The sequence below is a fragment of the Plantactinospora mayteni genome (assembly GCF_016862935.1).
Taxonomy (GTDB): domain Bacteria; phylum Actinomycetota; class Actinomycetes; order Mycobacteriales; family Micromonosporaceae; genus Plantactinospora; species Plantactinospora mayteni.
In genome coordinates, this window is sequence record NZ_BONX01000087.1 from 1 (window position 1) to 14,614 (window position 14,614).

General features: G+C 70.8%; 11 protein-coding genes. 10 read left to right on the forward strand and 1 reads right to left on the reverse strand.

Annotated elements, in window-relative coordinates:
- Positions 1-192 precede the first annotated feature (192 nt).
- On the reverse strand, positions 193-1,254 hold the full coding sequence (locus Pma05_RS41450; RefSeq protein WP_203863021.1) for a beta propeller repeat protein: 1,062 nt from the start codon (positions 1,252-1,254) through the stop codon (positions 193-195).
- A gap of 594 nt (positions 1,255-1,848) precedes the next feature.
- Here Pma05_RS41450 and Pma05_RS41455 point away from each other — a divergent pair.
- The 10 genes from Pma05_RS41455 (at position 1,849) to Pma05_RS41500 (ending at position 14,386) form a co-directional block, all read left to right on the forward strand.
- On the forward strand, positions 1,849-5,211 hold the full coding sequence (locus Pma05_RS41455; RefSeq protein ID WP_203863022.1) for an AfsR/SARP family transcriptional regulator: 3,363 nt from the start codon (positions 1,849-1,851) through the stop codon (positions 5,209-5,211).
- 185 nt (positions 5,212-5,396) lie between these two features.
- Positions 5,397-6,131 carry an AfsR/SARP family transcriptional regulator gene (locus Pma05_RS41460; protein ID WP_203863023.1) on the forward strand — a complete coding sequence of 245 codons (735 nt, stop codon included), beginning with the start codon at positions 5,397-5,399 and terminating at the stop codon, positions 6,129-6,131.
- Positions 6,132-6,283: 152 nt separating this feature from the next.
- Positions 6,284-6,433, forward strand: a complete 150-nt coding sequence (locus Pma05_RS41465) for a hypothetical protein (RefSeq protein ID WP_203863024.1) — start codon at positions 6,284-6,286, stop codon at positions 6,431-6,433.
- A gap of 109 nt (positions 6,434-6,542) precedes the next feature.
- Positions 6,543-7,865: a YcaO-like family protein gene (locus Pma05_RS41470; protein ID WP_203863025.1), complete on the forward strand. Its 1,323-nt coding sequence runs from the start codon at positions 6,543-6,545 to the stop codon at positions 7,863-7,865.
- Entirely contained in the window at positions 7,844-8,485 is a 642-nt protein-coding gene (locus Pma05_RS41475; protein ID WP_203863026.1) for a TOMM precursor leader peptide-binding protein, read from the forward strand. Before Pma05_RS41470 ends, Pma05_RS41475 begins: the two co-directional genes overlap by 22 nt.
- Positions 8,478-10,169 (forward strand): hypothetical protein, encoded by a 1,692-nt coding sequence (locus Pma05_RS41480; RefSeq protein ID WP_203863027.1) that lies wholly within the window; start codon positions 8,478-8,480, stop codon positions 10,167-10,169. Before Pma05_RS41475 ends, Pma05_RS41480 begins: the two co-directional genes overlap by 8 nt.
- Positions 10,160-10,843, forward strand: coding sequence for a nitroreductase family protein (locus tag Pma05_RS41485; protein WP_203863028.1), 684 nt, complete (start codon positions 10,160-10,162; stop codon positions 10,841-10,843). Before Pma05_RS41480 ends, Pma05_RS41485 begins: the two co-directional genes overlap by 10 nt.
- A gap of 99 nt (positions 10,844-10,942) precedes the next feature.
- Positions 10,943-12,850: an ABC transporter ATP-binding protein gene (locus tag Pma05_RS41490; RefSeq protein ID WP_203863029.1), complete on the forward strand. Its 1,908-nt coding sequence runs from the start codon at positions 10,943-10,945 to the stop codon at positions 12,848-12,850.
- Positions 12,831-13,616: an MbnB/TglH/ChrH family RiPP precursor modification enzyme gene (locus Pma05_RS41495; RefSeq protein ID WP_203863030.1), complete on the forward strand. Its 786-nt coding sequence runs from the start codon at positions 12,831-12,833 to the stop codon at positions 13,614-13,616. The genes Pma05_RS41490 and Pma05_RS41495 overlap by 20 nt, the downstream gene beginning before the upstream one ends.
- Positions 13,613-14,386: a hypothetical protein gene (locus Pma05_RS41500; RefSeq protein ID WP_203863031.1), complete on the forward strand. Its 774-nt coding sequence runs from the start codon at positions 13,613-13,615 to the stop codon at positions 14,384-14,386. Before Pma05_RS41495 ends, Pma05_RS41500 begins: the two co-directional genes overlap by 4 nt.
- Positions 14,387-14,614 lie beyond the last annotated feature (228 nt).

The window sequence follows — 14,614 nt, forward strand, 5'->3', positions numbered from 1 at the left end:
ACGCCGCGTGTTCCACGCGCAGCGTGGAGGGAATCTCCGTCCTTTAGGGCGGAGAGGATGTCAAAAGGTCCACGTTCCCGAGCCCGGCGGCATGATTCCGTCGGACCACGGGCAACGTCGTCGACGATCCGTGACCACAACGAGGTCGCCCCGCCCGCCGGAGGTGCTGGCGTGCGGGGCGACGTCCGAGGGTCAGCCGGCTTGCGCGACGTTCTCGATGATTGCCTTGCGAATACCGCCGACCTCTGAGTTCCCCACGTACCCAGCACCGAAGATGGTCTCGGTACGTGGGTCGGTGGCCAGGCCGAAGATGTGCAGGCCGTACGGATTGTCGACCACGGGGTACGGTTCCTTGCTCCATTGACCGTTGCTGAGTCGAAGGAAACCGGACCCGAGGGTGACCCACAGGGTGCCGCCCGCATACGCGATGTCCTGTGGGTAGCCCGTCAGGCCACTTGGCGCCTGCTCGTGGCGCCAGCTCGTTCCGTCCCAACGGAGGTAACCGGGTGTCATGGTGGTGCCGAGCACGTAGAGGTTGTTGGACGCGGCCCCCGCGGTGGAGTGCAAGTACCCCTTGTAGGTCGCCGGCAGGGAACCCTTCGTCCAGGTCGTCCCGTTCCGGCGGTACGCCAGCAGGGCGGACGAATTCGGCACCGAGCCCAGCAGCCAGAAGTCGCTACTCGAGACACCCACCGCGACGTCCACATCCATCACCGGGATGCTGATCTGACGCCAACTGGTGCCGTTGAAGTGGAAGCCCTGGCTGGCGATGCTGCTGAAGGCCCAGATGTCGTTGGCGGCAAAGGCCCGAACTGTGTCGACAGGATACCTACTTCCCGTCGGAGCGTTCAGCCACCAACTGCCGTTCCAATGCCACCGCTGCGGGACGTCCGCGTTGTCGAAGACGTAGAAGTCGGTGCAGGAGGCGCCGCCGAGCGCCCGGTACTGCGTCCCCGCGTCGCCTGTCATGGCGGGCTTCGGGATCTCGGTCCAGTCCGTGCCGTTCCAACACCGGATGGGCTGCCGGTCGTCGGGCTGGCGGTAGTGGTCCTCGGCTGCGACCAGTACGTCACCGGAGGAGGTCGGTTCGACGAGACTGTATTTCGTCAAGCCAAGCAACCCCGGCGGGATCTCACTGATCTCCGTCACGTTCCAGTTACCGGGCGCCGCCAACGGGCTCGCGCTGCCCTCTCCCGCCTGCGCGGGAACCGACACTGCGGCTAGACCGACGAGAAGACCACCGGTGGTCACCACTCGGACCCAGCGTTGCAAACTCAATATTTCCCCGATCGAACGTGGCCACGGCGCCTGTCAGCGGGAACTAGGATGCCAACCGATCCACCGCGACCATGGGCCAATTGGATCTTCCGAGATCCTAATAGGACATCCCATCTCCGGGCAAACTAGCGGGAATGTCGTCGACTGACCTCCGAATGGACCTAACCAGCAGGTGTCGGCGCACTGGCTCCGGCGCAGAGACACGTACGGCCTGACCGGCGAGCGCCGTCGTTTAGACGATCGCGCACAGAACCGCGCGCCTCGGCTATGGAAGGACCCACATCACGGCGGTTGACTGGTCCCCACGACCACGACCACGACGCGGCCGGCGCTGGTAGCCACTATCGGTCGGCGGCCCGCACACGAGCAATTCGGGTGACCACGGCGGGGGGAATGTCGTCATCGGACGCGCCGCATGGCTGACGGGTACCCGATCGGTCAGCATCCCGTCAGCGCTGGAGTGCCGCGACGCGCCAGCTCTTCTCGTAGCCGGCCGTTAAGACCGAGCAGGGTGAGATCCAAAATTCCGGCCGCGTTGGCCGCTGACGGAGTGGGTTAGGGTTCATGATCGTGCGGGGCACATGGCAGCCACAGCGGCCCGGGCACCACCGGGACCACGAAGACGCCGGCCCGGCTCGGCCCGGCTCGGCTGCCCCGGTCAGCGACGAGCCGGCGGTCCGGTTCCGCCTCCTCGGCCCGGTGGAGGTTTCCGTGGCGGACCGGTCCGTACCGTTGAGTGGGCAGCAGCGTCTCCTGATCGCGATCCTGCTGTTCCAGGCCAACCGTCCGGTCTCGATGCAGCGGATCATCGACGGGCTGTGGGGTGAGGAACCTCCCCCGTCGGCCGCCGCGCGGGTCCGGCAGTTGGTCGCGGAGGTACGTCGGGCCAGTGGCCCCCGGCGGGCTGACCTCGTACTGACCCGCAGTCCCGGATATCTGGTGCGGGTCTGGGACGGGCAACTGGACACCGAGGTGTTCACCGAACTGGTCGGCGCGGCAAAGCGCGCGGCGGGACACCAGGACTTCCGCGCGGCGCTGGCGTCGTTCCGCAAGGCCCTCGGCCTGTGGCGGGGCGCGCCGCTGGCGGACGTCGCGGGTGGTTTCGCCGTACGGGCGGAGGCGGCCCGACTCAACGAGCAGCGACTGGACGCGCTGGAGTGCCAGGCCGAGGCGCAGTTGGCCCTGGGACGGTTCCAGGAGGTGGTGGCGGACCTGCGGGAGCTGATCCCGGACAACCCGCTCCGGGAGCGGCTCCGGAGCCTGTTGATGCGCGCCCTGTCCCGGGCCGGCCGCCAGCCCGAGGCGTTGGAGGAGTACCGGAACTTCCGCAGCCATCTCGTCGGCGATCTCGGGGTGGAGCCCAGCTCGCAACTACAGGAGCTGCACCAACAGATACTCCAGGACGACATGCCAGGATCCCGCGAGACGGAGCCGCCGGAACCGGCCGGCCGGTTCCCGGTGCCGCGGCAGCTTCCCGCCTCCACCGCGCGCTTCGTCGGCCGCAAACTCGCGCTGGAACACCTCGACGGCCTGAGCCTGGGCCGGAACCGGGTACTGCTCCTCGTCGGAGCCGCCGGGGTCGGTAAGACCTGTCTGGCCGTGCACTGGGCACGTCAGGTCGCCGAGCGGTTTCCCGACGGCCAACTCTTCCTCGACATGCGCGGCTTCGATCCGGGCGAGCCGATGTCGCGGGAGGAGGCGCTGCCGCTGCTGCTGCGCGCCCTCGGCTGCACAGCGGAGCAGGTTCCGCACCACGTGGACGGGCAGATCCAGCTCTACCGGTCGCTCCTCGCCGGCCAGCGCGTCCTGGTGCTGCTCGACAACGTCGCCCGCCCGGACCAGGTCCGCCCGCTGCTGCCCGGCGACCCGAACTGCCTGGTCGTGGTCACCAGCCGCCTCCGGCTCCCCGGCCTTGTGGCACTGGACGGCGCCGAGCGGCTGTCCCTCGACGCGCTGGAACTGGACGAGGCGTTGGACCTGATCGCCCAGCGGGTGGGGCAGGCGAGGCTCCGGGCCGAACCCGACGCCGCGGCCCGGCTGGCCGAGCAGTGTGGGCGGCTACCGCTGTCGTTGGCCGTGGCCGGGGCGCGACTCGCGGACCAGCCGCATCACCGCGTGCACGACTACGTACGGGAGTTGACGGACCGGGGACGGCTGGCTGGGCTGAGCATCGACGGGGACGAGAACGCGGCGATCCGGGCCGCGCTCGCCCTCTCGTACCAGGCGCTGTCACCGTCGGCCGCCCGGATGTTCCGGCTGCTCGGCCTGACGCCGAGTGGCGGAGTCAGCACGTCGGCCGCGGCTGCGCTCGCGGGCGTACCGTTCGGTGAGGCGCGCGACCTGCTGCACGCGATCGCCGGGATCCACCTGATCTCGGAGGCTGCGGCGGACTACTTCGCCTGCCATGACCTGCTCAAGGAGTTCGCGGCGGAGCGTGCCGCCGAGGAGGACCACGACGACGCTCGCCGGCTGGCCGTCCGGCGCCTCTTCGACTACTACCTGCGCTCGATCATGAACGTGACGCGGGTCAGTGGCTTCTATCAACTTGAGGTGCCGCACGAATCCGCGCCGGTGGACATCGTGCCGGAGTCCTTCGACGGCGAGTCCGAGGCCGTCGCCTGGCTGGACGCCGGCTGGGAAGCCGTCGCTGCGGCCATCGCCCACGCTGCCGAGCACGGCCCTCGGCCGATGGCGTGGTTGCTGGTCGACGCCCTGCAGGACGTGTTGCACCACTGCCGGCCGCTCGCCGAATGGGTCCGCCTCGCCGAACTGGCACTGGCGGCCGCGGAGACCGAGGACGACGACACGGGTCGGGCCGCCATGCACCTGTCGCTGGGGCACGCGCGGTGGCGGATGGCGGACCTGGGTACGGCGAAGTTCCACTACGAGCGGGCGGAGACGCTGAGCCGGTCGGGCGGCTGGTTGCCCGGGGAAGCGCATGCGCTGCGCGGCGTCGGGGTGGCGCTCAAGCAGCTCGGGGAGCCCAGAAAGGCGCTTCCGCGATATCGTGCGTCGATCGAGATCACCCGCGCGCTCGGTGACAAGCGCGGCGAGTCGGTCAGCCTCAACAACCTCGCGTCGGCGCTGCTGACGCTCGGCATGCTCGACGAGGCCGAGCGATGTCTGGAGCTGACGTTACCGCTGACGGTGGAGACCGGAAACCGGAACCTGGAGGCGCTGACCCTGGTCAATCTCGGGCTCGTCCGGCAGAAGCGGGCCCACCTCGACGATGCCGTCGACGTACTCGCGCGGGCATGTGCGGCGGCGCACCATGCTGGCCTCTCCTACACCGAGGCCGTGGCGTACGAGACGCTCGGGCGGGTGCACAACGACGCGGGCCGGCACTCGGAGGCCGCCGAGGCGTACGGGGCGGCGCTGCGGATCGCCCGTCGGGTCGAGAACCAGAACTGCCAGGTCGACGCCCTCGCGGGACTCGCGCTGGCGGAGCTGCGGCTCGGTCGTACCGAGGTGGCCATCGAACACGTGACCCTGGCCCTGGAGATCGCCAACGGTACCGGACATCGCACCGGCCTGGTGGACGTGCACATCGCGGCGGCGGAGGCGCATCGTGGTGCCGGACGGCTGGCGGAGGCATGCCGGGACGCCCGACTGGCCATCGAGTTGGCGTTGGAGGGGAACCCGCTGGCCCTGGGACGGGGCCGTGGCCTGCTGGCGGCCATCCTGCTCGACCTCGGTGACAGCCGGGGTGCCGTCGAGGAGTGCCACCGGGCATTGCGGGTCACCGAACGGACGGGTGAGCGACTGATCACCGCACGCACCCTGACAACCCTCGCCCGCGCCGAGGAACTGGCCGGCGCGCGACAGACGGCGGAGACGGCCCGGCAGCGCGCCCGGGTGCTCTTCGATGCCATCGGGATCGACCCGCCGGGCGAGGCGCCGCCGCCGGCGGACCCGGCGACCTTGTCGGCCTGACCCCGCCCGGCCAGCACGAGCCCGATCGATGTCCGGCTCGGGTGTTCGTCCCGGACATGCAGGATCCGAACACCGGCCCTACGGTCAGCGGCCAGGTTTGGCGACGCAACCCGACGTCGAGCCAGGAGCCGTCAGTGGAGATCTACCTGCTCAGTTCCGTGCGCGTTCGCTGTCACGGAGCCACCGTGCGACCCGAGTCGGAACGGGCCCGTGGCCTGTTGGCCGCGCTCGCCTGGCAGCCGGGGCAGTTCGTCTCCGACGAGACCGCGATCCGCCAGATCTGGGGTGACGAGCTGCCGCAACACCCCCGCGACTCCCTTTACACCTGCGCCAACCGGCTCCGCCAGGCGTTCTCCCGGGCCGACCCGGCAGCCGCCGAGAGTCCGGTACGTCGGGAACGCGGCGGCTACCTGCTGGCGATCGAGCCGTCAGTGGTCGACCTGCACCGGTTCAGGTGCTCGCTGCATCGGGCCCGGAGCGCGGCCCGGCTCGGTGACGACGCCACCGCGATCGAGTTGTTCGACCACGCGCTGGCGCTCTGGCAGACGGTGCCCCTGCCCGATCTCGGTTCCGACTGGGCGGCGCGGGCCCGCACCCAACTCCAGCACGAGTACTCCAGTGCCCGGATCGGCCGGGCCGCGACCGGTCTGCGGCTCGGCCGGCACGTCGAGGACACTCCCGAACTGTACGGGCTGGCCCGGGAGCATCCGCTCGACGAGCGGGTCGCCGGCCTGCTGATGACCGCGCTGTACCGAGGTGGGCGTCGACAGGACGCCCTCGACCACTACGCCGACGTACGGAGTCGACTGGTCGGGGAACTCGGCACCGACCCCGGGGCGGAGTTGCGGGACCTCCAGGCGCGCATCCTCCGGCACGAGCCGCTGCCGGACGGGCGGGAGCCGCTCATGGTGTTCGCCTGACAACCGTCCGGGTTCGGATCCGGGCCCGGACCGCATGCTGTCCACCCGCGACAGATCTTGGACAGAAGGGCGACAGGACCGGCGGTGAGGCTGGGCGGGACAGGGCGATCGGCGCGCCGCCGCGAAATTCTCACCCATGAAGGGAGAACTCTGTGCTTATCGAAGAGGATCTCGAACTCGAGGTCGAGGAGACGGAGGAGTTCGACCTGACTCCGACCGGACTCGTCTGTCAGGGCGGCTGCGGGGGTTGCCTGAACTGCAGCTCCAGCCGTACCTGCGGGAAGCCGCCGAACTGCATCTGAGCATGACGTGTAGGCCATGAGGTTCGCACCGGGTCTTCTGCCGAGCGGAGGGCCCGGTGTGGCCCGGCCTGCCGTCGTGGCGAGCGAAAGACATCTGGGAAGGCGTGACATGGGTACGAAGGCGGCGGGGACCAGGAGCGTGGCCGAGACGCTCGAATCGTTCGAGAGACTCGTGTCCTCCTACGGAGTGGTGGGCACCCTCCAGGGGGCCACGAAGGACTCCGGGCGGCACGACACGTACTCGTGCCACTCCCGGATCGGCAGCGGTCGGGCCGGCCGGGGCGTTTCGAAGGACCAACACATGGTGTGCGGCGGCACCTCTCCGGAATCGGCCGACGTCGCCCGCCTGATCGCCATCGCCGAGGCGGCGGAGCGCTACGCGGCGATGACCCCGATCGACGACGACGAGGCGATCCGGGCCAGCGCCGACGACCTGGCCGGCGAATGCCTGGAACCGCACCGGTACCCACGGTGCTCGGCGAGCGAGTACGCCCACCCGAGATGCCCCGTCGTACCGTTCGACTCCACCGCGCCGATCCGCTGGGTTCGCGGGCTGGACCCGGTGGCCCGGGCGCCGATCTGGGTGCCGGCCGTGATGGCCAGCTACGCCACCGACGCGACGACACCGGCGGAACGCTTCAACTTCCCGATCTCCACCGGGTACGCCGTGCACACCGACCCGGTGGAGGCGGCCGTACGCGGTATCTGCGAGGTCGTCGAGCGGGACAGCATCGCCGTGCTGTGGTTGCAACGACTGCCGCTCAAGCCGCTGCGGCCGAACGTGACCACCGACGCCATGGCCGGGCTGATCGAGTGGTTCGAGCGCAGGTTCATGCGGGTGCACCTGCTGGACGCGACCTCCGAACTCGGGGTACCCACCGTCTACGCCGTCGGGGCGGCGGACCACGACTCCCGGGCGTGCCGGTTCGTCGGCGCCGGTACCGGCCGGACCCTGGCGGAGGCGGCCGAGAAGGCGCTCCAGGAGACCGTGGGCGGGGACGAACACATCCACGGCACCGCCCCGCTGGACACCTACGAGGACATCCAGGGCGAGATCGGTGAGACGAGTCGCTACATGGCGGCGCGGGAGCGGGCGCACGCCTTCGACTTCCTGCTCGGCAACGGCGACGGTACGGCCACGGCGGGCGAGGGGATCCGGCTGCCGCAGGACCCCGACGAGGCGCTGGCGGCGCTGCTCGACCGGATCTCCGGCGCGGGAATGCAGGTCGCCGTGCTCGACCGCACCACCCAGGAGCTGAGCGACGTCGGTCTCACCGCGGTCAACGTCGTGATTCCGGACCTGCAACCGATGAGCACCCATCCCTGGGGCCAGTTCAAGGGACACCGACGGCTCTACACCGCCCCCCGGTTGATGGGACACCGGGTCCTGCCAGAAGAGGAGTTGAACCCGTGGCCGCAGCCGTTCGCCTGAGCCAGGTGGTACTGCTCGCCAGTGGCGAGTTCGGCCGCCGGCTGACCGACGTCCTCCAGGGGTGCCTGCCGGCAGAGCGGGTCCGACCGGCCCAAACCCTGGAAGAGTCCTTCGCGTCGCGCCCGGACGTGGTGGTCGCCGCGCTGTGGCGTGCCGACCACACCATGTGCGAGCGCGCCGACATCCTCGCGCACAAGGCCGGGGTGTCGTGGCTGCCGGTCGTCCTGGACCATCTCACCCTGCGGGTCGGCCCGTTCGTGTCGCCGGGACAGGGGCCGTGCTTCCGCTGTTTCGAGCGGCGGGCGGCCCAGCACGACCCACACTGGGACAGCACGCCCGCGCTGCGCGCCGGCTACGAGCGGGACCAGACGTTGGGGCCGCGCGGAATCCTCCCCCAGCACACCCGACTCGCCGCCGGGGTGGCGGCCGGGCTGCTGCGTCAGACCGCCGCCGGCAACCCACCGGCGGGCCGGCTGGTGACGGTCGCGCTGCCCAAGATGACCGTCCAACGGCACCACGTCGTGGCCGAACACGCCTGCTCCCGGTGTCGCACCACACCCACCCGAGGCGGCCTCACCGCGCTGCTGCGACTTGGCACATCGGAGAAGATTCATGTCTGAGTACGGATCCGCCCAGGTGCGGCTGGTGACCGGGCTGGCGGTGGTGGAGGCCGAGGACAGCCTGGTCGTCACGGGCACGCTGCGCCGGCAGGTCTTCAGGGGCAGGGCCGCGACTACGGTGTTGCCACGGCTGCTCCCGCTGCTCGACGGGGTACGGGACCCGGAACAGATCTGCCGGGAGTTGGGCCTCGCACCCCGGCAGCTGACGAAGATGATGGCCCTGCTGGACCGGAGCGGGCTGCTGGACCATCCCGACGCGGAACCGGCGCCACCCGTCGTCTCCGACGAGGTCGTCTCCTACTACGGCCGGATCAAGGACTCGGCCGGCTATCCGGGTACCGGAGAACTCCTCGCCCGGCTCGCGCGGGCCCGGGTCACCGTCGTCGCGGACGAGGACGTGGCAGCGCGGATCACCGACGACCTCCGGGCCAGCGGGGTCGGCACGGTCCGACCGTTGGCCGGGCCGCCGGCCGGCGACGCGCCCGCCGGGTACGCCTTCGCGGAGACCGACCTGATCGTCGCGGTGGGTACCGGCACGGGTGCCCGGGAACTGCTGGCAGCGGCCGAGTCCGGGGCGGCCGAGTGGGACGTACCCGTGCTGCGGGTGTTCCTCGGCGACGGCCACCTGGAGATCGGCCCCTACCTGCTGCCGGACTTCAGCACCTGCCTGGAGTGTCTGGACCGCAGTCGCCGCGACGCTGGCTGGGACACCGGTCCGGACGGTGCGCTGCCACCCGACGCCCTGGAGTTCGCCGCCGGAATGGCCGCCAGCGAGGCCGTGTCGATGCTCGCCGGCATCACCGGGATGAAACCCGTGCAGCGGGTCGCCCGGATCGGGTTCGACGACTTCGAGACGGAACACTTCGTCGCGGCACCGTACCCCGACTGCCGGCGGTGTGGCGCGGGTGTCGCCGGGCGGACGCTGTCCCCGGAGGTGACGGCGATCGAGCGGTACGAGTGGTGGATCCAGCACGATCCCGCGGTCCTGCAACCCCGGAAGGCCGAGCGGGGCGCCGCGGTGGACCGGATCGCCGGCCTGGAGCGGGAACGACCCCGGTTGTCCAGCCATCCCCGACAGGCACTCGCCGACGTCGACCAGCCGGTCCGGGGCACCTTCGGGCAGCGGGAAGGTGTTCAGCACCCGTCGGCGGTGACCGAAGAGCTCCTCGGCGAACTGCTCCGGCGGGTCGGCGGGCAGCGGCGGGCCGTCGGGGCGTACGAGTTGCAGCGCTGGACGCCGACCGGCGGCAACCTCGCCTCGGTGGAGGTCCACCTGCTCAGGGAGACGGGCTTCGCCGGCCTGCCGGGCACCGTGTTCCGGTACGACGACGTGCCGCACGCCATGACGGCGACCCGCCCGGACGCCGTGCCGGCCGCCGAGTTGCTGGCCGGAACCGACCTGCTGGCCAGCACGACGTACGCCGCCGTGCTGGTGCTGGTGGCCGCACACGGCCGCAACGCGGGCAAGTACCACCACTCGCACCGGCTGGTCCACCTGGACGCGGGCTGCGCGGTGACCCAGCTCGACGCCGTCGCCACGGGCTACGGCTGGCGCACCGAGTGGGCGCGGAGCTGGGACGAACGGATCGGGGACGTGCTGCGTCTGCACCGCCGGGACCAGTTCGTCACCGCGGTCGTCGGCATCCGCGACCAGCACCAGGAGGAGGGTTCGGCATGCCGCTGATCAGGGAGGACGAGTTCACCGAGACCGTCGACAGGTTGGTGCGGACCAGAACCCCGCTGCCGCCGGGGCCCGCCGGCCCGTTCTGGGACGTGGACACCGGGGCTGGCCGGCCGCCGGTCGACGGCACTGTTCCACTGGAGCAGGTGCTGCGGGGCAGGCTCTCGGTCCGCGAGTTCAGCCCGGAGCCGCTGCCCCGGGAGGCCCTGACCGCGGTGCTGGGCCTGGCCGAGCATTCGTACCGGACCCGGCGGGTGCCGGCCGGCTCCGGTGCGGTACCGCTCACCATGCTGCTGGCACTGCACCGGGTCCAGGACGTACGGCCGGGTCTCTACCGTCCCGAGGCGTCCGGCGAGTACCCGGAGCCGGTGCGGTCGCGACCGTCGGTCCACTGGCCCCGGATCTTCGCCGACGCCCCGGTACTGGTCTTCATCGGCGGCTCCGTGCTGACGACTCCGGCCGGCGCCTACGGCGAACTCCTCGTCCAAGCGGGCGCGCTCGGGTACACGATCTGGCTCGCGGCCCGCAGCCACGGGCTGGACTGTTCCGTGTTCGGCCAGCCGGACCACCTGGTGACGAAGGCGATGCGGTGGGAAGAACCGGCCGCCCGGCACCTGTTCACCGTCGCGCTCGGCCGGCGGCTGGTCGGCGACGCCGCACCGACCCGGCCGGAATGACCGGATCGAGCGTGGAAATCGGTCAGCTCGGTCCGACAGGTCATGACCGCGACGAGCGGAGCGGGGAATGGTCGTGACCGGGTGGAGCGAGGAGACGGCATGACCGCTCCTGCCCGGCGCGGCCCCGGTATGGCCGCCGCGACCGGTGCCACGGTCACCACCTGGGACACCGCCCGCTTCGTCGCGGCCCGACTGCGGCCCTACCGCCGGCAGACCGCCGGTGCCCTGCTGATCGTCGTCGCCCGGGTCGGGCTGGGAATCCTCAACCCGCTGGCCCTGCTGGTCCTGCTCGACCAGGCGTTGCCCCGGCGCGACACCGAGTTGCTGCTGCTGATCTGTGGCGGACTCGTCGTGGTGGGCGGCGTGGTGAGTGTGCTGAACGTGGCCGAGACGGCGATCACGAGCCGGATCAGTCAACGTCTCGTGGTCGATCTGCGTACCGAGATGTTCGACCGGGTGCACGCCCAGCCGCTGGACTTCTTCGCCGCGCACAGCGGCAGCGAGGTGCAGGCGCGGCTGGTCAGCGACGTCAACGGGGTGGACCGGTTCGTCGGCCAGACCGTACGGTCCGCCGTGGCCGCGATCGTGCACGCCGGCACCGCCGCGATCGCGATGATCATCCTGTCCTGGCCACTCGCCGTCGCCTCCCTGCTGTTGACCGCGCTGCTCTCGCTGCTCAACAACCGCTTCGCGGATCGGCGTCGGAGCCTGGCCACCGCGCGGCAGCGGCACATCACCACGATGATGCGGCACGTCTCCGACATGCTCTCCCTGGACGGCGCCGTTCTGGGGCGGACCCTCGGCCGCACCGACCGGCAGCGTGACGAGTTCACCGACGTCTGCGAGTCGATCCGGGACACCACCGTCAAGCAGCGCGTCGTCGGCTCCCGGGCGCTCACCTTCATCGGGTTCTGCTTCGCCTCGCTGGCCCCGATCTGCTACCTGGTCGCCGGAACGCTCCTGCCGCAGCTCTCGATGGGCACCGTGGTCGCGCTGGTCATGTTGCAGATGCGGCTGTCGGATCCGATCCAGACGCTGCTCGGGTTCAGCGCCCAGATCCAGGCGTCGGTGGCGATGTTCGAACGGATCATGCAGTACACCGGGCTGGCCGCCGAGCCACTGCCCGCGACACGCAAGGTGGGCGGTGCGCCGCTGGCGATCAGGGCCCGCAACCTCCGCTTCCGGTACGCCGACGCGAACCGGCCCGCCCTCGACGACCTCGACCTCGACCTCGTACCCGGTGCCCTGCACGTCGTGGTGGGTCGTACCGGTTCCGGGAAGAGCACGCTGGGTCTGTCGCTCTGTGGTCTGCTCACCCCCGACGGTGGCAGCATCGCCGTGGACGGTGTGCCGGCAAGCCCGGAACGCCTCCGGGAGCAGGCCACCCTGGTCCCGCAGCACACCACGTTCCTGAACGCCTCGCTCCGGCAGAACCTGGAATTCGCCCGGGACGGCGTCACCGTGCCCGAACTTGTCGAGGCGCTGCGCGCCGCCTGCCTCGACGACCTGGTCGTACGGCTGCCGCGCGGCCTCGACACCCCGATCGGCGAGCGCGGTCATCAACTGTCCGGGGGTGAACGGCAGCGGCTGGCCATCGCCCGGGCGCTGCTGGCCGGTGGCCGACTCTTCGTCTTCGACGAGGCCACCAGCGCGCTGGACGGGGTGACGGCGCAGCGCGTACACGATGCGTTGCGCGCCACCGCCCGCGACCACACCCTGGTGGTGATCGCGCACCGGCTGCCCCGGCTCGCGGCGGACGACCGGGTGTTCGTGGTGGACGGCGGACGCGTCGTCGAGCAGGGCCCGCACGGGCGGCTGCGGGCTGCCGGCGGCGCCTACGCCGCGATGCTCGCCGCCCAGGCTGCGGACAGCACCGAGCCGGCCACCGATCCCCGCGGAGACCGACCGGACCAGGAGAAGGAGGAGAAGAGTGGGCCTGCGCGAACCTCTACCGAATCTCGGAGTGGGACTCGGATACCGCTCGCAGTTGCGCGATCGGATCCGTGACCACGCGCAGGAGATCGACTGGCTGGAAATCGTCACGGACGGCTTCCTGGACGACCCGGACGGGCTGCGGGAGTTGCGGCGGCTCAACGAGGTCTTCCCGATCGTCCCGCACTCGCTCGAGATGTCGGTCGGCTCCGTGGAGCCGTTGGACGACGACTACCTTCGGGGCGTGGCGGCGGTGGCGGACGCCGTCGACGCGCCGTGGGTGAGCGACCACCTCTGCTTCACCCGGGAGAACGGCATCGAACTCGGCAGTCTGGCGCCGGTGCAGCGTACCCGCCAGAACGCGCGGCGGATCGCGGAGCGGGCGCAGCGGATCCAGGAGCTGCTCGGCCGCCGACTGCTGCTGGAGAACATCACCTACTACCTGGACCTGCCCGGCGAACTCACCGAGGCGGAGATGATCGCCGAGGTGATGCGGCACTGCGACTGCGGCATCCTGCTCGACCTCAACAACCTCGCGATCAACGCCCGCAACCACGGATTCGACCCGGTGGAGTTCCTGGCGGCGCTGCCGCTGGACCGGGTGGAGCAGGTGCATCTGGCGGGCAGCGTCCCGGTGGGCGACCCCGACCTGCAACAGATCGACACCCACGACGCGCAGGTCAGCGCCGAGGTGCTGGAGCTACTGGCCCACCTGCTGGACCGCCAGCCGGTGAAGGGGATCCTGCTGGAGCGTGACGACGGTTTTCCCGACGACTTCGAGGAGATCGTGCGGGACCTGCGGCAGGCCCGCGAGATCATGCTCTCCGGGTCGCCCCGATGAGCCCGCCGGGAGCACAGTTACTGCTGGCCCGACTCCTGGTCGAGCCGGCCCTGTTCGCCGACGTACGGGCCGATCCGGAGACCTTCGCCGCCCGGTACGGTCTCCCGGTCGCCGACGTACGCCGGCTCGGTGCGACCGGCGAGCCCGGGCTCTACACGACCGCCGCGGTGACCCGGCTCAAGAAGTTCGAGGCCGTCGAGGTGGCGTTTCCGGCGACGCTGCGGCGCTGCCGTGCGGTGTGGGACGACGAGACCATCTTCGACCGCTATCTGGCGAGAGCGCGGCTGACGACGTTGCGGGGTGTGATCGCCCTCGGCGAACGGCTCGGCGCACTCGTTCGCGAGGCCACCGCCCCCGCCGACCTCGACGTCGTCGCCGACCTGCACCGCTACGAGCTGCTGCTGCACGAGGTACGCCTTCGGGCACTGGAGCGGGCGCCCACCCCGGCCGTCGCGGGCCCCGCCCTGGGGCCGGGCGTGACCGTGGCGACGTTCGGCACACCGGTCAGCAAGGTCCGGCGGCGGGTACTCGACGAAGCCCCGTTCGACGACCTTCGCGACCGAGAGACCCACTACGTACTCGCGCCCGGACCCGACAACACGGTCCGGGCGCATCGGATTCCGAGCGGCCTGCGGAACCTGCTCGACAACTGTGACGGCACCCGAACGGTGCCGGCGCTCGGCGCCGCCCTCGGGCTGTCCGTCGAGTCGGTACGCCATGCCCTGGCCAGCCTGCGCGACAAGGGCGTCGAGGTGACCGGCGCATGGTGACGGCGCCGGTGCCGTGGACGGCGCACCCGACCGGCTGACTCAACTCGCTGCCCTTGAAACCTTGGGCGAGCAGGGTACGCAGCCGGGTATCCGCGTCACGCACCCCGTAGGTGCCGGGCTCCCGGTCGGGCCGCTGCGTAGGAAAGTCGCCCCGCCATGGTCGAACTGGATTGTGGTCAGCTGGTGGAGTCGGGATCGGTATGGTCGGCCCACGCGTTCCACTCCTCC

Excerpts from the sequence above, each read along its gene's own strand:
- Pma05_RS41485 (WP_203863028.1), top strand. The coding sequence starts at position 10,160 with ATGCCGCTGATCAGGGAGGACGAGTTCACCGAGACCGTCGACAGGTTG.
- Pma05_RS41490 (WP_203863029.1), top strand. The coding sequence starts at position 10,943 with ATGACCGCTCCTGCCCGGCGCGGCCCCGGTATGGCCGCCGCGACCGGT.
- Pma05_RS41470 (WP_203863025.1), top strand. The coding sequence starts at position 6,543 with ATGGGTACGAAGGCGGCGGGGACCAGGAGCGTGGCCGAGACGCTCGAA.
- Pma05_RS41500 (WP_203863031.1), top strand. The coding sequence starts at position 13,613 with ATGAGCCCGCCGGGAGCACAGTTACTGCTGGCCCGACTCCTGGTCGAG.
- Pma05_RS41480 (WP_203863027.1), top strand. The coding sequence starts at position 8,478 with ATGTCTGAGTACGGATCCGCCCAGGTGCGGCTGGTGACCGGGCTGGCG.